Origin of the sequence: Leifsonia sp. 2TAF2, assembly GCF_052115085.1 — a bacterium.
In the GTDB taxonomy this organism is placed as follows: Bacteria; Actinomycetota; Actinomycetes; order Actinomycetales; family Microbacteriaceae; genus Leifsonia.
Window position 1 is genome coordinate 642,026 of record NZ_JBFRFY010000002.1, and the last position, 16,612, is coordinate 658,637.

General features: G+C 70.2%; 17 protein-coding genes and 1 tRNA gene. 10 read left to right on the forward strand and 8 right to left on the reverse strand.

Features of this window, described 5'->3' with window-relative positions; translation table 11 throughout:
• Positions 1–36: 36 nt before the first annotated feature.
• From AB4Z18_RS15280 to AB4Z18_RS15300, 5 genes are read right to left on the reverse strand one after another with little or no spacing between them, the layout of a single operon-like run.
• Positions 37–1,008, reverse strand: a complete 972-nt coding sequence (locus AB4Z18_RS15280) for an ABC transporter substrate-binding protein (RefSeq protein WP_441783591.1) — start codon at positions 1,006–1,008, stop codon at positions 37–39.
• Positions 1,005–1,784 (reverse strand): amino acid ABC transporter ATP-binding protein, encoded by a 780-nt coding sequence (locus AB4Z18_RS15285; RefSeq protein ID WP_441783592.1) that lies wholly within the window; start codon positions 1,782–1,784, stop codon positions 1,005–1,007. Before AB4Z18_RS15285 ends, AB4Z18_RS15280 begins: the two co-directional genes overlap by 4 nt.
• Positions 1,781–2,668 (reverse strand): amino acid ABC transporter permease, encoded by an 888-nt coding sequence (locus tag AB4Z18_RS15290; RefSeq protein WP_441783593.1) that lies wholly within the window; start codon positions 2,666–2,668, stop codon positions 1,781–1,783. The genes AB4Z18_RS15285 and AB4Z18_RS15290 overlap by 4 nt, the downstream gene beginning before the upstream one ends.
• The gene (locus AB4Z18_RS15295) at positions 2,665–3,591 is read right to left on the reverse strand and encodes an ROK family protein (protein WP_441783594.1); all 927 of its coding nucleotides are present in this window, start codon (positions 3,589–3,591) and stop codon (positions 2,665–2,667) included. The genes AB4Z18_RS15290 and AB4Z18_RS15295 overlap by 4 nt, the downstream gene beginning before the upstream one ends.
• A complete protein-coding gene (locus AB4Z18_RS15300) occupies positions 3,581–4,582 on the reverse strand; it encodes an SIS domain-containing protein (RefSeq protein ID WP_441783595.1) in 1,002 nt (333 codons plus the stop codon). The genes AB4Z18_RS15295 and AB4Z18_RS15300 overlap by 11 nt, the downstream gene beginning before the upstream one ends.
• Before the next feature lie 118 nt (positions 4,583–4,700).
• On the opposite strand from AB4Z18_RS15300, the gene AB4Z18_RS15305 reads away from it, so the two are divergent.
• The 6 genes from AB4Z18_RS15305 (at position 4,701) to AB4Z18_RS15330 (ending at position 10,143) form a co-directional block, all read left to right on the forward strand.
• On the forward strand, positions 4,701–5,945 hold the full coding sequence (locus AB4Z18_RS15305; protein WP_441783596.1) for an ROK family protein: 1,245 nt from the start codon (positions 4,701–4,703) through the stop codon (positions 5,943–5,945).
• On the forward strand, positions 5,938–6,594 hold the full coding sequence (locus AB4Z18_RS15310; RefSeq protein WP_441783597.1) for an HAD family hydrolase: 657 nt from the start codon (positions 5,938–5,940) through the stop codon (positions 6,592–6,594). The genes AB4Z18_RS15305 and AB4Z18_RS15310 overlap by 8 nt, the downstream gene beginning before the upstream one ends.
• Positions 6,595–7,191: 597 nt before the next feature.
• Positions 7,192–7,638: an FAS1-like dehydratase domain-containing protein gene (locus tag AB4Z18_RS15315; protein ID WP_441783598.1), complete on the forward strand. Its 447-nt coding sequence runs from the start codon at positions 7,192–7,194 to the stop codon at positions 7,636–7,638.
• Positions 7,638–8,063 (forward strand): MaoC family dehydratase, encoded by a 426-nt coding sequence (locus tag AB4Z18_RS15320; RefSeq protein WP_441783599.1) that lies wholly within the window; start codon positions 7,638–7,640, stop codon positions 8,061–8,063. The genes AB4Z18_RS15315 and AB4Z18_RS15320 overlap by 1 nt, the downstream gene beginning before the upstream one ends.
• On the forward strand, positions 8,060–9,199 hold the full coding sequence (locus AB4Z18_RS15325; protein ID WP_441783600.1) for a UDP-N-acetylmuramate dehydrogenase: 1,140 nt from the start codon (positions 8,060–8,062) through the stop codon (positions 9,197–9,199). Before AB4Z18_RS15320 ends, AB4Z18_RS15325 begins: the two co-directional genes overlap by 4 nt.
• 122 nt (positions 9,200–9,321) lie before the next feature.
• Positions 9,322–10,143, forward strand: coding sequence for a hypothetical protein (locus AB4Z18_RS15330; RefSeq protein WP_441783601.1), 822 nt, complete (start codon positions 9,322–9,324; stop codon positions 10,141–10,143).
• Positions 10,144–10,218: 75 nt separating this feature from the next.
• Here the strand turns inward: AB4Z18_RS15330 and AB4Z18_RS15335 are convergent, their stop codons facing one another.
• The 3 genes from AB4Z18_RS15335 to AB4Z18_RS15345 form a co-directional block, all read right to left on the reverse strand.
• Positions 10,219–12,309, reverse strand: a complete 2,091-nt coding sequence (locus tag AB4Z18_RS15335; RefSeq protein ID WP_441783602.1) for a RecQ family ATP-dependent DNA helicase — start codon at positions 12,307–12,309, stop codon at positions 10,219–10,221.
• 98 nt (positions 12,310–12,407) lie between these two features.
• Positions 12,408–12,716, reverse strand: coding sequence for a hypothetical protein (locus AB4Z18_RS15340; RefSeq protein ID WP_441783603.1), 309 nt, complete (start codon positions 12,714–12,716; stop codon positions 12,408–12,410).
• A gap of 28 nt (positions 12,717–12,744) precedes the next feature.
• On the reverse strand, positions 12,745–14,001 hold the full coding sequence (locus tag AB4Z18_RS15345; RefSeq protein ID WP_441783604.1) for a PspC domain-containing protein: 1,257 nt from the start codon (positions 13,999–14,001) through the stop codon (positions 12,745–12,747).
• A 115-nt stretch (positions 14,002–14,116) separates the two neighbouring features.
• Here AB4Z18_RS15345 and AB4Z18_RS15350 point away from each other — a divergent pair, with 115 nt between their 5' ends.
• The 4 genes from AB4Z18_RS15350 to secE all read left to right on the forward strand — a co-directional run bounded on the left by AB4Z18_RS15350 (position 14,117) and on the right by secE (position 16,602).
• The gene (locus AB4Z18_RS15350; RefSeq protein WP_441783605.1) at positions 14,117–15,343 is read left to right on the forward strand and encodes an ATP-binding protein; all 1,227 of its coding nucleotides are present in this window, start codon (positions 14,117–14,119) and stop codon (positions 15,341–15,343) included.
• Positions 15,340–16,014 carry a LuxR C-terminal-related transcriptional regulator gene (locus AB4Z18_RS15355; RefSeq protein WP_441783606.1) on the forward strand — a complete coding sequence of 225 codons (675 nt, stop codon included), beginning with the start codon at positions 15,340–15,342 and terminating at the stop codon, positions 16,012–16,014. The genes AB4Z18_RS15350 and AB4Z18_RS15355 overlap by 4 nt, the downstream gene beginning before the upstream one ends.
• 199 nt (positions 16,015–16,213) lie before the next feature.
• Positions 16,214–16,286, forward strand: a tRNA-Trp gene (locus tag AB4Z18_RS15360).
• Between the two features lie 43 nt (positions 16,287–16,329).
• Positions 16,330–16,602: a preprotein translocase subunit SecE gene (gene secE, locus AB4Z18_RS15365; RefSeq protein WP_441783607.1), complete on the forward strand. Its 273-nt coding sequence runs from the start codon at positions 16,330–16,332 to the stop codon at positions 16,600–16,602.
• The last annotated feature ends 10 nt before the right edge of the window (positions 16,603–16,612 follow it).

Consider the following 16,612-nt stretch of genomic DNA (forward strand, 5'->3'; position numbering starts at 1 on the left):
CGATCGATCCGCCCCGCTGGTCGCTGCGCTCAAGCCTCAGTCGAGGTCGAGGAAGCTGCTCTCGTACTTCTTCGCGTCGTTGATCGCTACCTTCTTCATCTCGTTCTGTTCGAGGCCGCGCGCCTTGTACAGGGATCCGTAGACGCCGGTCTCGATGAGGTGGTCGACGGTCGCCGCGATGGCCTTGGTCAGCTTCGTGCCGTCCGCGTTCTTCGGCAGCGCGATGGCCTGGTAGCCGACGCCGTAGCGCTTGCCCTTCACCACCTCGAGCTGGTCCCCGGTTCCGTTGCCGTTCTCGCTGGTGAACATGGCGGTGCCGAACGTGTCGAGGAAGACGTCGGCACGGCCGCTGCGGATGGCCAGGTAGCCGTCGGCCGCCGCAGGCAGCGGGGTGACGGTCATCTTGCTCGAGCAGAGGGCGTTCTGCTTCTCGACCAGCTGCTGGGTGATGCCGCCCTGGGTGACAGCGACGCGGAGCCCGCAGGCATCGGCGATGGAGTCGACCTTGTGTGGGTTGCCCTTGGCCACGACCAGCGCGGTGCCCTCGGTCTGGTAGCTGACGAAGTTCATGACTTTCTCGCGCTCGGAGGTGTCGCTGATGGTCGACATCCCGAGGTCGTAGCGGCCGCCCTGGATGCCGGTGAGGATGCCGGCGAAGGCGACGGTCTTGAAGTCGGCGGGGAGACCGAGCGTGCAGCCGATCGCGCGACCCAGGTCGATCTCGAGGCCGGCGAGCTTGCCACCGTCCTTGTAGGTGTAGGGCGGCCCGTCGCCGGCGGTCGCGATGGTGAGGTGGCCGGTGGACAGGATGGAGTCGGGCACCTGCGAGCGCAGGGACGCGACCTGGTCGACCTTTTTCCCTTCGACAGTGCAGTCGGTGGACGAGGAGGACGCGCCCGCTGTGCCGGCCGCTCCTCCCGCGCTCGGCGCGCTACAGCCGGCGAGGGCGAGGAGCGCGAGGGTGGCGCTCGCCGCGAGGGCGAGCGGGTGAAGTTTTCGTGTTGTCATGACAGGACCTTTCTCAGGAAGTTGCGGGCTCTCTCCGTCGACGGCGAGGTGAGGAACTCGTGCGGTGGTGCGGTTTCGACGAGCCGTCCATCGTCGAAGAATGCGATCTGATCGGCCACCTCGCGGGCGAAGCCGATCTCGTGGGTGACGACGATCATCGTCATGCCCGATGCGGCGAGGTCTCTCATCACATCGAGGACCTCGCCGACGAGTTCGGGGTCCAGGGCGGACGTGGGCTCGTCGAACAGGATGAGCTCCGGCTTCATCGCCAGGGTGCGGGCGATGGCCGTCCGCTGCTGCTGGCCGCCGGAGAGCTCGCGGGGGTAGGCCGAGAGCTTGTCACCGAGGCCGACACGCTGGAGCAGCTCGACGGCGGTGGCCCGGGCCTCGGAGCGCGAGCGCTTCTTGACCACCAGCTGCGGCTGAACCACGTTCTCGAGGATGCTCAGGTGGGCGAACAGGTTGAACTGCTGGAAGACCATGCCGATGCGCGCCCGCCGCTCCGCGGTCTCCCGCTCCCGCATCTCGTAGAGCTTGCCGTTCAACTCGCGGTACCCCACCAGCTCGCCGTCGACGAGCAGCTCGCCGCCGTCGATGCTCTCGAGGTGGTTGATGCAGCGCAGGAAGGTCGACTTACCGCCGCCGGACGCACCGAGGATGCACGTCACCTCGCCCCGCCGGGCGACGAAGTCGATGCCCTTGAGCACGTGGTGGTCGCCGTAGCGCTTCTCGACACCGATCGCCTGGACGACGACGTCCTTGTCGGGGATGCTCATTGTTCGGTCTCCGTCCGGAGCTTGGCGGAGCGCCGGCCGGCACGGGAGCCGGCGGCGAACCGCTTCTCGAGGTAGTACTGGCCGATGCTGGCGAGCGTGGTGGCCACGATGTACCAGAAGCTCGCGACGAAGAGGAGCTCGATGACCTTGAAGTTCGAGGACGAGATCGACTGCGCCCGGGTGAGCAGATCGGCCGCGCCGATCACCGAGACCAGGGATGTCGCCTTCAGCATCCCGATCACCTCGTTGCTCGACGGCGGGATGATGACCCGCATCGCCTGCGGCAGCACGATCCGGCCCATGATCTGACCGGGCCGGTAGCCGAGCGCCGATGCGGCCTCGCGCTGTCCCGGGTCGATGGAGAGGATGCCGGCCCGCACGATCTCCGACATATATGCCGCCTCGTTGAGTCCGAGGCCCAGCGTCGCGGCGACGATCGGCGTCACGATGGTGTTGGTGGAGACGGACCAGGCCCCGATGGTCAGCGTCGGGATGAACAGCGCGATGTTGAACCAGAACAAGATCTGCACCAGCTGCGGGATGCTCCGCACGAACCACACGTAGGTGGTGGACACCGAGCGGAGTACCGGGTTCGTCGACAGGCGCATGACGGCGAGAACCGTGCCGAGGGCGGCGCCCAGCACCATGGCGAGCACCGTCAGCTCCAGGGTGATCAGCAGCCCGGAAAGAATGTCGGCGTTCGGTAGGTAGGCGATGACCGCGACCCAGTCCACGTTGCGGCTGGTGGCGAACACCCAGAGCAGCGCGACGACGGCCGCGATCGCGACGATCGCGCCGATCAGGCGTCCCCAGTGCTTGAGCGGGATGACCTCGACGGTCGACCCGTGGTGGATCGCCACAGGGGCGGTGCGGTTGACGGTCATGTCAGGACCACTCCTTCTGTCTCGCCGGTCGCTCGGGAGCGGGAGCCCGCGATGGCGGCTGCGCCCGCCCAGCAGGAGGCCGGACCGAGTTGTGCGCGCAGGATCGGGATGCGGCGCGTGTGCTCGACCGAGATGTGCTCGCGGGCGATGGCGTCCGCGCGCTCCAGGTAGCCGGCGCCTCCGCTGCCGAGTCCGCCGCCGAGGACGACCGCCTCGGGGTCGTAGATGAGCATCAGGTCGGCCAGCAGGACGCCGAGGTGCCAGGCGGCGTGCTCGATGACGTCGGCGCCCCGCTCGTCTCCGGCTGCCGCGGCGGCGAACACCTGGCGGGCGTCGGATCGGGCATCGCCGAAGTATGCTTCCGCGATCGCGGTGCCCGACGAGATGCGTTCGACATTCGCCGCGTCGCAGCGCTCCCACGGGCAGCGGGCTGGGATGGTGTAGCCGCTGAAGTAGGCCGAGCGGTGTGCGCCTTCCAACGGCGTCCCGGCCTCGATGTACGCGTGGGCCAGGCCCGTGCCCGCCGTCACATACAGGGGACGGGTCGTGCCACGGGCGGCGCCGAACCTGTGCTCGCCGATGGCGCCGGCCTCGGCGTCCGCGATGACGATATGGGTGCGTCCGTCGACGGACAGCGCCTGCTCGAGGTCGAGTCCGCGCCAGCCGAACCAGCCGTGAGGGTCGCGGAGGCGGCCGTCGGCGTCGATGGTGGTCGCCATCGAGACGCCCACCACCCGTGCGTCGGAGAGCTGGGGGCGCTCCAGGAGTGCGGCGACGGCGGCGAGGTTGGCAGCGCCGTCGCCCGGCGTGGTCGGCAGGACGCCGACCTCGACGGGCCGGCCGGCGGCGTCGATGTAGCCGGCGGCGATCTTGGTGCCGCCCACGTCGACTCCCACCATGCCGGAGGCGTGCTCAGTTCTCACGGGTCAGTTCCGCCTCGTCCGTGATCGAGTGTGAGGTGTACCGGAACTCGCCCGCGGGGATGCCGGCCTGCTCGCCCCAGGCGTAGGCGAGGACTGACGGCACGACGAGCGACACCAGTGGGAGGTACTCGTCGGCGATCGAGACGGCCACATCGGCGCCGTCGGGTCCGACCACGACGACTCGGCCGGTGATTTCGCGAATGGCATCGGCGAACGAGGCGTCGAGATCGGCCGCACGGCCCTCTCGTGCGGCGAACACCAACGAGAGCTGCTCAGGAGCGATGGCCTCGATGGGGCCGTGACGGTAGGTGCTCGATTCCCACGCCGCGGCGGGAACGCGCGCGATCTCGCGCACGATGAGGGTCGCCTGAACGGCTGTGGCCGCGAGGGCGCCGCGGCCGAAGAACTCCGCATATGCCGGCGCGGTGGGCTGCAGGGCCAGGATGCCGTCTGCGGCGGACAGCACGGCGGCGGCCGCGGCGCCGAGATCGCCGGCGGGGATGGCGTCCACGCCGGCGGCGGCTGCGGCGATGCGGAACAGCGTGAGGTAGGTCGCCGTCCAGGGGCCGAACGGGGTATGGGTGAGCTCGGTGAGCCCCTGGTCGACTGTCGCATCGCACAGTTCGGCCAGTTCGCTGTCGGGCGCGTTCGTGATGCACAGGGTGCGGATGTTGCGCTCCTTCAGCGCCTGGGCCGCGCGGATCGTCTCGACCGAGGTGCCGCTGTAGGAGATGAGGATGACGAGCTCGTCTGCGCCGATGGTGTCGGCGCTCGAGTGAACCAGGTGCGAGGCGAGCTCGGCGCGGGCGTCGATGCCGCGCTCCAGGAAGCGCTCGACCGCGGCGACCGACGCGTTGTACGAACCGCCCATGGCGGCAATTCGGACGCGTCCCGCACTACGGGCGAGCTCGGCTGCCTCGGGGGAGAGCGGCCGGGCGGCGATCTCGTCGAGGGTGGACGGGATGTGGGAGAAGCGCTGAGCGAAGTCCATTGTTCCGTTTCTGGTCGATATCTGGTTAGTTCGTCAAGCGACCGAACTAACTGATTTAGTATGGTAGCCGAACGAACGAAGTTGCCGCAAGAGGTGGCTGGATGGGAGGGGAGCCCTGATGACGCTGCCGGAATTGAGCGAAAGCGCGCGGAAGACCCTGGCGGCGCTGCTGGCGATGGGGCCGTCGAGCCGCCCGCAATTGAGTGCGGCGACGGAGCTGTCGAAGCAGACGATCTCGATTGCCGTCGAGGAACTCGTCGCGGAGGAACTCGTGGAGCCGACGAGCGTGCACCAGGGACCCACCGGTCGTGCGGCCTCCGTCTACGACCTGGGTCGTCGCTCCGGCTGGCTGCTCGGCGTCGACTTCGGTTCGACCCACATCAGGCTCGCCGCCACCTCGCTGGGGGGCGAGGTGCTCCATGAGGAGGACGTAGCGGTGAGTCAGCCGGTCAACACCGCCAACGCCGACTTCACCGAGGACGCCCGGATGGCCATCGCCGGGTTCATCGAGCGCGTCAGCGAGGAGGGGCGGAGGCTGCTGGCCGCCTGCGTCGCACTGTCCCGCGCGGTGCCCACACTCCGGGACTGGAACCGGGTGCAGCCGGGGGAGATGTTCCCCGGCGACCTGCAGCGCATTCTGGGCGGCCTGGGCATCCCGGAGGAGGCCGCCTTCTTCGCGGAGAACAACGTGAACTGCGCGGCGCTCGGGGAATTGCGCCGCGGCGCCGGACAGGAGGAGCCCGACTTCGCGTATCTGCAGGTCGGCGTCGGCATTGGCGCCGGAATCGTCTCCGACGCCCGGCTCGTGCGCGGTTCCCGCGGCCAGGCGGGTGAGCTGCGCTACCTCCCGTCGCCCTTGCACCCCGGCGAGTACGTGTCCGCCGAGAATGCGCTCGACGCGGCCGGGATGATCGAGCGTTTCGACGCCGTCCGGGGTGCAGGCGAGCCGCCGGCGCGGTCGGTGGAGGACATCGTCGCGCGAGCCGCCGACGGCTCGCCCACCGCGGTGGAGGTGCTCGATCGGCAGGCGGACGGTGTGGCGTTACTCGTCGCCGCTCTTGTTGCCGTCGCCAACCCCACCAAGGTAATTCTGGGTGGCGGAATCGGTCAGGCCCCGGCGATCGCAGAACGGGTGGCGGAACGCATCTCGCGCATGGGGCTCTCAGTGCTGCTGGAGCCGGGAGTGCTGCGCGACTCCGCGACAGTTGCAGGCGCAGTATCGCTGGCGCGGGAGATGGCACTGGACGGGCTGGTCGGACCGGGTCTCGGCTTCGAGATCGCCCGACGGCACCGCGAGTGGTCGCCCGCTCCGGAGGTCGCCCACCCCAGCGTCGTCAGCGACAAGGACCCGTCGCTTGTCTGAGCAGAGGGGGGTTACGTCCTGCACGGCGGCGGTGATCTTCGACTGCGACGGGGTCCTCGTCGACAGCGAAGCGCCCATCGTGTCGATCGACCAGCGCATGCTCGCGGATTTCGGTGTCGAGCTCACGCTGGAGGAGATCCACGCCCGCTTCGTCGGCATGACGGAGGCGGCCTACCTCGCCGAAGTGGAGCAGCTGGTCGGAACTCTGCCGGCGGATTGGAGAGAGCCGTATCGCCCGCTCTACGAGCGTGCCCTGGGGGAGGACCTGCGGGCGATCCCCGGCGTGGAAGAGGTGGTGGCTGGACTCACGGTACCGACAGCGGTGGCTTCGAACAGCGCGCACCCGCGGATCCGGCGCTCCCTTCAGCGAGTGGGTCTTCTCGACTACTTCGACGGACGGATCGTCAGCGCCCAGGACGTCCCGCATGGCAAGCCGGCACCCGATGTCTACCTCAAGGCCGCCGGAATGCTGCGGGTCCTGCCCTCGGCGTGCGTCGCCATCGAGGACTCCTCGACGGGAGTGCGGGCCGCCCGCGCCGCCGGCATGCGGGTGCTCGGCTTCGTCGACGGGCTTACGCCGGGCCGGGCGCTCCGCGCCGCGGGCGCCATCACTTTCACGTCGATGGACGAGGTGCCGCAATTGCTGTGACGCCCTCAACCTGTGGGTGCCTTCTCGAGGATGGCGATTATGCCGTTATGGCAGTGGAGGCGCGCGTTCTTCGCCGGTGCCAAGTACGGAGCTCGGTCCCCGACACGCCGGTGAGTCTCCCGAGGCAACGCGTCTTTGAAAGATGCCCGCTTCGGCGATGACCCACGCCGGCCCGGTGTCAACCAGCCCGCTAGTGGCCAAACCGGCCGGTGGCGAGCGAGAAATGTCATCAATAGCGATGGGGATGTCAGGACTCGTGCGAGCCGTCGATGTCGGTGGTTCCCCCTAGTTTTGGGGGAAGAAGAAAAAAACCCCAAAACACAACATCTAGTGGAATGACAATCGTGTCATTCGGGTTATATAGTGGGTGAACACCGCGGGAACGCGGCTCACCAAGACTTCTAGGGGAGGCCATCATGGACTACGAAAACGACAGCGTTGGCGGCTACTCGGTTCCCGTCGACCCGATGGACCTGCTGCAGTGCGACAGCTGCCAGTAAGGCGCTAGCACCGAGCGTGAAGACCCCGGAGGCCGCAAGGCCTCCGGGGTCTTCTGCCGTCCGGGGGCGCCCAGTCGGGGGTCAGTAGAATCGTCGGGTGCCAGTGAACCCAGAGCTGCAGGGGCGGGAGTTCCCGCCGACCCCGCCATACCTCGTCGGGCGCGAGAAGGTCCGCGAGTTCGCGCGGGCCGTGTTCGCGACGTCACCGATCTCCTTCGAGGTGGACGCGGCGCGCGCCGCGGGTCACCCCGACCTCGTCGCGCCGCCCACGTTCCCGGTGGTCGTGCAGGAGGCGACGCTCGCCCAGCTGCTCGCCGAACCGGATGCGGGCATCGACTTCACCCGCGTGGTGCACGGCGACCAGCGCTTCATGTTCACCCGTCCGGTGGTGGCCGGCGACGAGCTCACCGCGACCCTGCGGGTCACCTCGGTCAAGTCTCTCGGTGCCCACTCGATGGTGACCGCCGAGTCGACCATCGTCGACGCGGACGGGCAGCACGTCGTGACCGCCACCTCCACCCTGGTCGTGCGAGGAGACGAATGATGGCCGCTCCCGACTTCGACAGCCTGTCCGTCGGCGACGTGGTCGCCGAGCGCACGGTCGAGCTCAGCCGCGACGCGCTGGTCCGCTACGCGGGAGCCTCCGGCGACTTCAACCCCATCCACTACCGCGACGACGTCGCCACCTCGGTCGGGTTGCCCGGAGTCATCGCGCACGGGATGCTGACCATGGGTCTCTCGGTGCAGCCGGTCGTCGACTGGGCGGGCGACCCTGCCCTCGTCGAGGACTACCAGGTGCGGTTCACCCGCCCCGTCGTCGTCGACCCGGCGACCGGAGCGACGGTCACCGTCTCCGCGAAGGTCGGGCAGCTGGATGCGGAGGCCCGCGTCGCCCGCATCGACCTGACCACCACGTTCGACGGCTCGACCGTGCTCGGCAAGGCGCAGGTCCGCGTACGGCTGGCATGACCGACACGTTCCCGGCGCTCGCCGACCTGACCACCATCCGCGTCGGCGGGGTGCCGCAACGACTCGTACCGGCGGAGAGCCGCGACGTGCTCGTGGACGCCGTCCTCGAGGCGCGCCACACCGGCGAGGACTGGCTGCTGCTGGGCGGCGGGTCCAACACGGTCGCGAGCGACGAGGGTTTCGACGGGACCGTCATCCACATCCGCACCCGTGGGGTCGAGCGGCTCGACGCTCCCGAGGGGCGGGTGCGTCTGCGGGTGGAAGCGGGCGAGCCCTGGGATGACCTGGTCGCGCTCACCGTGAGGAACGGCTGGTCGGGGATCGAAGCCCTCTCCGGCATCCCCGGATCGACGGGCGCCGCGCCGGTGCAGAACATCGGTGCGTACGGCCAGGAGATCGAGTCGGCACTCATCGGCCTCGAGTTCTTGGACGACCAGAGCGGTGAGGTCGTGTACCTCGCTCGTCGCGACCTGGGTCTGGGATATCGGACGTCGACTCTGAAGCGCGGTCGGCGCGGAGTAGTGCTGTCGGTGGATCTGGAACTCACGGACAACACGGTGCTCGGCGACATCGGTGCGCCGCTGAGCGCGCCGGTCGCGTATGCCCAGCTCGCCGACGCGCTCGGCGTTCCCCTTGGCTCGCGCGTTCCCGTCGCCGAGTTGCGGCGTGCAGTACTCGCCCTGCGTTCGTCGAAGGGCATGGTGCTGGACCCGGCGGACCCCGACTCCGTCTCCTCCGGATCCTTCTTCACCAATCCGATCGTCTCGGAGGAGTTCGCACGGTCGCTGCCGGCCAATGCACCGCGTTGGCCGCAGGATCCGCTGGAGCCCGACACCGTCTTCAGCATCCCGGCCGGCGGTGTGTATCCGCTCGACGTGCCGCCGCTCGCTGCAGCGGAGTACACGGTCAAGCTCAGCGCGGCCTGGCTCATCGAGAACGCAGGGATCCGTCGCGGGTTCTCGCTCCCTGGCTCCGGCGCGGCCATCTCGTCGAAGCACACGCTCGCCATCGTGAACCGCGGGGGCGCCAGCGCAGCGGATGTCGCGCAACTGGCCACGTTCATCCAGTCGCGCGTCCAGGCCGAGTTCGGTGTCGTTCTGCAGCCCGAGCCCATGCTGGTGGGACTGGAACTCTGAGGGCGGACTCCCCGCGGACGCAGGGCTGACGTTCGACGAACTCTGAGAGTATTCTCACGTCGCGCTCCATAAGCTGGGCGCATCACGGCGCGCTCGCGCCATGCCGGACCGGAGGAAACGACATGGGATTCCTGGACCGCCTTTTCGGACGCGAGGAATCGCACCCGAACGGCTCTCAGACGCAGAACGCCGCCTACCAGCCGTACGGCGGCCAGCCGCCCGCGGGCGGAGCGCCTGCCGCCGGTCAAGCACCCACCGGCGGCCAGACCCGCAGTGAGGATGAGATCGCGGTCGAGCGCTACCGCTACCTGCTTCGCACAGCGCCGCCCGAGACGATCGAGCAGGTGCACGAGGAGGCTTTCGCCCGGTTGTCGCCGGATCAGCGGCGCCTGCTGTTCCAGCAGCTGAGCGAGAGCGCCCCCGCGGGCGAGCAGCCGCGCGGCGACGACCCGCGCTCGCTCGCGCAGGCGGCCACCCGCTCGGAGCTCCGTCAGCCCGGGACCCTCGAGCGCGCACTCGGCGGCGGCGCAGGCCGCGGCGGGTACGGCGGCCCTGGCCTCGGCGGGATGTTCGCGAGTTCCCTTCTCGGAAGCGTGGCCGGGTACGTCATCGGGTCCGCGCTCGTGAGCACCTTCTTGCCGGGCCCCGGCGACAACCAAGCGGACGGTTCGGGCGACCAGAACGGCGACAACCAGAACACGAACGACCAGAACGGCGACCAGGGCGGCGACAGCGGCTCCGGCGGCGATCAGGGCGGCGACGGCGGCTCGGGTGTCGAGAACGCATCCGGTGGAGACGGCTCCGTCGACGCGGGCGGCTGGGACGGCGGCGGCGCCGGGTCCGGCGGCGACGGCTGGGGCGGCAACGACTTCGGAGGCGGTGGCGGCGACTGGGGCGGTTTCGGCGGCGGCGGTGACTTCGGCGGAGGCGGCGACTTCATTTGAGCAGTGCGGGTGCGCGCCTAGAGCGTGCGCGCACCCGCATCCGCGCCGCACAGGGCGCGGCACGTGGCCGGCCCCTCAGCTGCGGAGCGCTGCGGCGAACGGCAGCACAGCGCTCGCCCCCGCGCGCACGAGTTCCTGCCCCGCAACCGTGACGGTCCACCGACTGTCGACGAGGTCATCCACGAGCAACACAGGAACGCCGACCGGGAGTTCCAGGCCGTCGGCGGAGAAGTGATCCCACACCGACGCCAGCCGGAAGGCGCTGTTGCCGCCAGGAGCGCCGCTCGGCGGCCCGCTGCGCCAGCCGAGCGTGCCGGCGAACGGTAGCCGGCCCACCCCCGCGAGCCCGCGGGCGAGCGACTCCACGAACAGCGGGCGGCGACGCGACGGCATCGCCGCGACCGCGCCGGGCCGCGCATCCCAGTCCCAGTCGGCGAGGACCCGCACACAGGCGTCGAGGACGGCGGGCGGCACGGCCTGGTCCGGTGCGTCGTCGGCGAACAGTTCGCGCAGGCGCCCACCCCACCCGAGATCCGTGAGCCGGGCCAGCGCGCGCCCCGACCGCAGCTGCTGCTCGGGGCGGAGCTTGCCCCGGACGGGCACGCCGAGCGAGTCGGCCCCGGTCGGCCAGAGCTTGCGCGGCTCGATCTCGACCCCGACGCGGTCGAGCAGCGATCCGACCTCGCTCGCGGTGCCGCCGTCGATCTCCGACGGGTACCAGACGCCGGCACAGTTGTCGCACCGTCCGCACGGACCGGCGTCCGGATCGTCGAGGGCGCGCTGCAGGAACTCCATCCGGCAGCCGTCGGTCGATTCGTACTCGAGCATCGACTGCTGCTCGGCTTCCCGGGCGGCGGCGATGCGCCGGTAGCGCTCCTCGTCGTACTCCCACGGAGAGCCGGTCGCCACCCAACCGCCGCTCACACGACGGACCGCTCCGTCGACGTCCAGCACCTTCAGCAGCAACTCGAGCGTCGACGCACGCAGGTCGACACGGCTCTCGAGGACGCGCGTCGACACGGGCGCTGAACCGAGTGCCTCCAGCACGGCGGCCGCCTTCTCCCGGGAGGGCATGGATGCGGTGGCGAAGTAGCGCCAGATCGCCTGGTCTTCCGGACCGGGAAGCAGCAGCACGTCCGCGTTGTCCGTGGCCCGGCCCGCGCGACCCACCTGCTGGTAATACGCCACCGGAGACGACGGCGCCCCGAGGTGGACCACGAAACCGAGATCGGGCTTGTCGAATCCCATGCCGAGGGCGCTGGTCGCGACGAGCACTTTCACCTCGTTGCGCTTGAGTCGCCCTTCGAGGTCTTCGCGTTCGGCGGTGTCGGTCTGCCCCGTGTACGCATGCGCTTCGTGGCCGGCTCTCCGGAGCACCCGTGCGGTGTCCTCCGCCGCCGAAACCGTCAGCGTGTAGACGATCCCGCTGCCCGGGAGGTCGCCCAGGTGGCCGGCGAGCCAGGCCAGCCGACTCGTGGCATCCGGAAGGGGGAGCACCCCGAGGCGCAGAGACCGGCGCGCGAGCGGACCGCGGATCGTCAGCACGTCGGCTTCGCGACCGGTGCCGAGCTGCTCCACCACATCGGCGACGACGCGCTCGTTCGCCGTGGCCGTGGTCGCCAGCACGGGCACTCCCTCCGGCAGGAGAGCGATGAGGTCGCGCAGCCGTCGGTAGTCGGGTCGGAAGTCGTGGCCCCAGTCGGAGATGCAGTGCGCCTCGTCGACCACGAGCAGGCCGCTGCGGTCGACGAGCGCGGGAAGCTGCGTATCGCGGAACTCCGGATTGTTCAGCCGCTCGGGCGAGACGAGCAGCACATCCACAGCGTCATCGCGGAGCTTCGCCGCCACCTCTTCCCATTCGTGCCGGTTGGCCGAGTTGATCGTCACCGCCCGGACGCCCGCGCGCTCGGCCGCGGCCACCTGGTCGCGCATGAGGGCGAGAAGAGGAGACACGAGGATGGTCGGCCCGGCCCCGCGCGCCCGCAGGAGCATCGTGGCCACGAAGTACACGGCCGACTTGCCCCAGCCCGTCCGTTGCACCACCAGCGCTCGCCGATGATCGTCGACCAGAGCACTGATCGCCTCGAACTGCCCGTCGTGGAATTCGGCCTCCGGTCGCCCGACGAGGGCGCGGAGACTGCTGAGGGCATCGGTTGCTGTGGTCATGGAGCCATCGTCTCAGGGACGCCCGACGCCCGCTCCACGGCGGCGGGAACTGTGGAGGAACCCGCACCCGCGGCAGCTGTGAGCGGATCGGCTCCGGCTCAGAGACGCACACGGCGACGCTGCGCGGAGCGGATCCCGCCGAGCAGCGCCGAGACGACGATGACGAGGCCGAGCAGTGCGGCCCCGAGCGCCCACGCCGATGGAGCCGTCAGCGATCCGAGCCACGACGCGACGTTCGCGGTCCGTTCGGACGACGAAAGCACGAAGAGCGTTCCGGCGGCGAAGAGCGTCAGCAGGATGCCCCAGACGACTCCACCCCAGCGCACGGGCGCAGGGCTGGAGGGCCCGGTGGAAGCGGATGCGGGGTACAGAGGGGCGGTGTTGGACGAGAGCTGCGGCTCGGTCATGGTGAGGTCTCCTGCTCGTTCTCAGGTGTCAGCGCTGGAAGAGGACCGGAAGGCCCTCGGTGGTGATGTTGATGCCGGCGACGCCGTCCCCCGCGAGGAACAGAGCGGCACCGGTCAGTACGGCGAGCAGGATCCCGAGGAAGATGAGGAAGCCGCTGCGGCGGCGCGCGATCCCGGCGATGAGCACGACGACTCCGACGACGAGGGTCGCCGCCGCGAGCCCCGCGGCTGTGGTGTAGCGGCCGACATCGGCCAGCTGCGGCCACACGATCGCGGCCAGGGATCCCGCCACCAGGGCGAGGCCCACGGTCAGCCAGCCGATGGCGGCACCGACGCGAGGATTGGCCGCCCGGTAGGCCTCACGCCGCGCGGCCGCTTCGGCCGTCGCCACGCTGACTTGGGTGCGGAGTTCGGCCGACCGCTGAGCCTTCACCGCGCGCATGTCGGCCGCGAGCCGCTGCTTCCACGCCGCGTGCTCAGCACGCCACTGCGCCTGGCGCTGCTGCCAGTCCGCGACCTCGTCGGGGGAGGCGCCGAGCTTTGGCGCGGGAGGAGCCGCCGGTTCCGCAGCGATGTCGAGCACCGGCTCCGGCGGTACTGTGGCCGCCGACGCCGTCTGCGCGTCAGCCGTCGTCGGCGTAACCGTCGTCGTCGGGGTCGCCGAAGCAGCGTTCGCCGCCGAAGCAGCATCCGCCGTCCCAGCGCTCGCCGCCGCCCCGCCGCTCCCCGTCGTCGGACTGCCCATCGGCATCCCGCCCCTCGCGGCACGCGCGTCCGAGTTCCGCACCGCCACCACGATCAAGGCGACCACGGCCCCGATCACGACCAGCGTCCACACCACCCGGCCGATCACGTCGCCCCAGGCGGGCAGATCCCAGAACGGACCGACCGCCCACCAACCCCCGCTCGTCCACGGCAGCAGCGACAGCAGCACCATGACGCCGATGGCGACGATGGGCGGCTGGAAGTCGCCGTCGAACAGCTGCTGCAGGTGGATGCGCCCCTCGCGATCCGGGAGCAGCACCCACGCCGCCGCGTACAGCAGCAGCACCGGAGCGCCGAGGATGCCGGCCACCACGATGATCCCGCGCACGATCAGGGGATCGATGCCGAGCCGGTACGCCACGCCCGCGGACACGCCGCCGAGCCAGCCGTCGGCGCGAACGACGCCGAGGCTGCGCATCCAGTCGAAGAATCGGGTTCCGCGGCCGGAGAATCCGGTCTGCGGACCGCCGTACGGGTTCGCCGGCGTACCCAGCGGGGGAGTCGAATCGTTCTGTGACATGTTCGTCATCCTGGCGGCGCACGGGCGGCCCGGGTATCCGGTGAACCCCTGACCGGACCCTGATTGTGCCGCTCTCCTCGTGCGGGTCGGGTCGGGGTCTGCTTGGATCGTGGCTATGTCGTCGACAGCACCCGCCGGTCCCCGGACCAGCGCCCAGCGGCCGGGAGCCCAGCGCCCGCCGCTGGCGCGCCCGCGGTCGTGCGCGGTCGGCGGCGTGAGCGTCGCGCTCGCCGACCACCTGGGCTGGCCGGTCGCCGCCGTGCGCTGGATCTTCGTCGGTTCGGCCTTCCTCGGAGGGGCCGGCATCCTGCTCTACCTGTGGCTCTGGGCTCTGACGCCCCTGCGGCCGCCGTCCGCCGACGACCCGGCCGACGGCGTGCGCCGCCGCGTGAACGTGCCCTGGGTGCTCGCGGGCGCGGGCGCCGCGGCCGGCATCGCCGCGGTGGTGCTCGCCGCGGGCGGGGCGCTCGGGCCGGCCTTCGGCGCCCTCGCGGCCTGCGCGGCGCTGCTCGTGGTCGCTGTCGCCTGGGAGCAGCTTGCGGATGAGGAGCCCGCCGCCTTCGCACCCCTCTCGCCGTCCGCCTTCCGGATCTCGTGCGGCGCCTTCCTCGTCGCGGTAGCGCTGGCCCTCGCCCTCACGCAGAACGTCGGTGGGTCCGGGATGCTGTGGGTGGGCATCCTGATCACCACGTTCGCCGGTGCGGCCGTGCTGGTGGCACCGTGGGGCCTCCGGCTGTGGCGGGAGCTCATCTCCGAGCGCACCGCGCGCATCAAGGAGGAGCAGCGCGCCGAGATGGCGGCGCACCTCCATGACTCTGTACTGCAGACGCTCGCGCTCATCCAGAACCGCGCGGGCGCGTCGAGCGAGGTCGGCCGCATCGCGCGGGCGCAGGAGCGCGAGCTGCGGGAGTGGCTGTTCACGGACGCCCGTGCGGCCACCGACGCCCAGGAGCGCGACCTCGCCGCCGAGCTTCGCGAGGTCGCCGCGGCGCTGGAGGTCGAGCACGCCGTCCACTTCGACATCGTCTCGGTGGGGGAGCCCGTTCGCCGCGCGCCCTCGGAACTGGGGGCGGCCGCCCGCGAAGCGATGCTGAACGCGGCCCGCCATGCCGGCGGAGACGTGTCCGTCTACGTCGAGCACGCCGGCGACCGGGTGGATGTGTTCGTGCGCGACCGCGGACCGGGCTTCGACCTCGGCTCCCTTCCCGAAGGGCGGCTCGGTGTCAGAGAATCGATCATCGGCCGCATGCGCCGTGCCGGCGGTCAGGCGACCGTATCGGCGCGGGAGAGCGGCACCGAGATCCAGCTGACCATCGACATCGCGAGCGAGACGACGACATGAGCGAACCCGCAGGCGCAGGCCGTCCCGTCACGGTCGTGATCGTGGACGACCACTCCATCTTCCGTTCCGGGCTGCGCGCAGACCTCGACGGGCGGCTCGAGGTGGTGGGCGAGGCCGCCGATGTGGATGCCGCGGTAGCGACCGTGCTGGCGACGCGCCCCGACGTGGTGCTCCTCGACGTGCACCTCCCGGGAGGTTCGGGAGGCGGCGGAGCCGAGGTGGTCCGCCGCACGGCCGCGGAGACGACGTCGACCCGGTTCCTGGCGCTCAGCGTGTCGGACGCCGCCGAGGATGTGGTGGGTGTGATCCGCGCCGGCGCCCGCGGCTACCTCACCAAGGGCAGCTCCGGTGGGCAGGTGAGCGACGCCGTCGTCGCCGTCGCGGGCGGTGACGCCGTGTTCTCCCCGCGCCTCGCCGGCTTCGTCCTTGACGCCTTCGGCGCCCCCTCGGGCGAGCAGGCCGAATCCACCGACGAGCTCGACCGCCTCTCGGCCCGCGAGCGTGAGGTGATGCGTCTGATCGCCCGGGGGTATGCCTACAAGGAGGTCGCCGCCGAGCTGTTCATCTCGATCAAGACGGTCGAGACGCACGTCTCCGCGGTGCTCCGCAAGCTGCAGCTGTCGTCCCGGCACGAGCTGACGGCGTGGGCGCTGGAGCGCAAACTCCTGTAGCGACGTGACCGCTTTGCGGCCGGGCTGCTGCGTCCCGTACACTTGACGCGGTGGTTGAATCTGCCAAGCTTTTTTGCGCCCTTTTTCGGTGTGGCGATGGCAGCACTGCCTCGCTCCGGCCGGGCATCCGCAGCACGTTCGGATGCGCGATCGGTTAGCCTTTAGGAGCCAGCGCAGGAAGCCGGTGGTTCGCTTCCTTAGGGCGGTAGCTCAATTGGCAGAGCAGCGGTCTCCAAAACCGCAGGTTGCAGGTTCGATTCCTGTCCGCCCTGCAAGTCGGCACCACTGGTGCCGATCCACGAAAGGTGTAACGAGGTGGCCCGAAAGGTAATCGACGAGCCGAGCGAGGAGATCGTCGCCAACGCGAAGAAGGACCGCGCTGAACGGCGCAACCCCTTCGCGCGGATCGCCCTGTTCATCCGGCAGGTCATCGGCGAGCTCAAGAAGGTCGTCACGCCGACCCGCAAAGAGCTGTTCAGCTACACCGGCGTCGTACTCGTCTTCGTGGTGATCATGATGGCTCTCGTGTCACTCCTTGACTGGGTGTTCGGCATGGGTGTCGTCTGGGTGTTCGGAAACCCGAAGTAGACGACGTCGA

Bases quoted from the DNA above. Each gene is read 5' to 3' on its own strand.
- AB4Z18_RS15320 (WP_441783599.1), top strand. From the start codon at position 7,638: ATGGCCGCTCCCGACTTCGACAGCCTGTCCGTCGGCGACGTGGTCGCC.
- AB4Z18_RS15325 (WP_441783600.1), top strand. From the start codon at position 8,060: ATGACCGACACGTTCCCGGCGCTCGCCGACCTGACCACCATCCGCGTC.
- AB4Z18_RS15290 (WP_441783593.1), bottom strand. From the start codon at position 2,668: ATGACCGTCAACCGCACCGCCCCTGTGGCGATCCACCACGGGTCGACC.
- AB4Z18_RS15340 (WP_441783603.1), bottom strand. From the start codon at position 12,716: ATGACCGAGCCGCAGCTCTCGTCCAACACCGCCCCTCTGTACCCCGCA.
- AB4Z18_RS15355 (WP_441783606.1), top strand. From the start codon at position 15,340: ATGAGCGAACCCGCAGGCGCAGGCCGTCCCGTCACGGTCGTGATCGTG.
- AB4Z18_RS15345 (WP_441783604.1), bottom strand. From the start codon at position 14,001: ATGTCACAGAACGATTCGACTCCCCCGCTGGGTACGCCGGCGAACCCG.
- AB4Z18_RS15335 (WP_441783602.1), bottom strand. From the start codon at position 12,309: ATGACCACAGCAACCGATGCCCTCAGCAGTCTCCGCGCCCTCGTCGGG.
- AB4Z18_RS15285 (WP_441783592.1), bottom strand. From the start codon at position 1,784: ATGAGCATCCCCGACAAGGACGTCGTCGTCCAGGCGATCGGTGTCGAG.
- AB4Z18_RS15300 (WP_441783595.1), bottom strand. From the start codon at position 4,582: ATGGACTTCGCTCAGCGCTTCTCCCACATCCCGTCCACCCTCGACGAG.
- AB4Z18_RS15280 (WP_441783591.1), bottom strand. From the start codon at position 1,008: ATGACAACACGAAAACTTCACCCGCTCGCCCTCGCGGCGAGCGCCACC.
- AB4Z18_RS15330 (WP_441783601.1), top strand. From the start codon at position 9,322: ATGGGATTCCTGGACCGCCTTTTCGGACGCGAGGAATCGCACCCGAAC.
- AB4Z18_RS15305 (WP_441783596.1), top strand. From the start codon at position 4,701: ATGACGCTGCCGGAATTGAGCGAAAGCGCGCGGAAGACCCTGGCGGCG.
- AB4Z18_RS15350 (WP_441783605.1), top strand. From the start codon at position 14,117: ATGTCGTCGACAGCACCCGCCGGTCCCCGGACCAGCGCCCAGCGGCCG.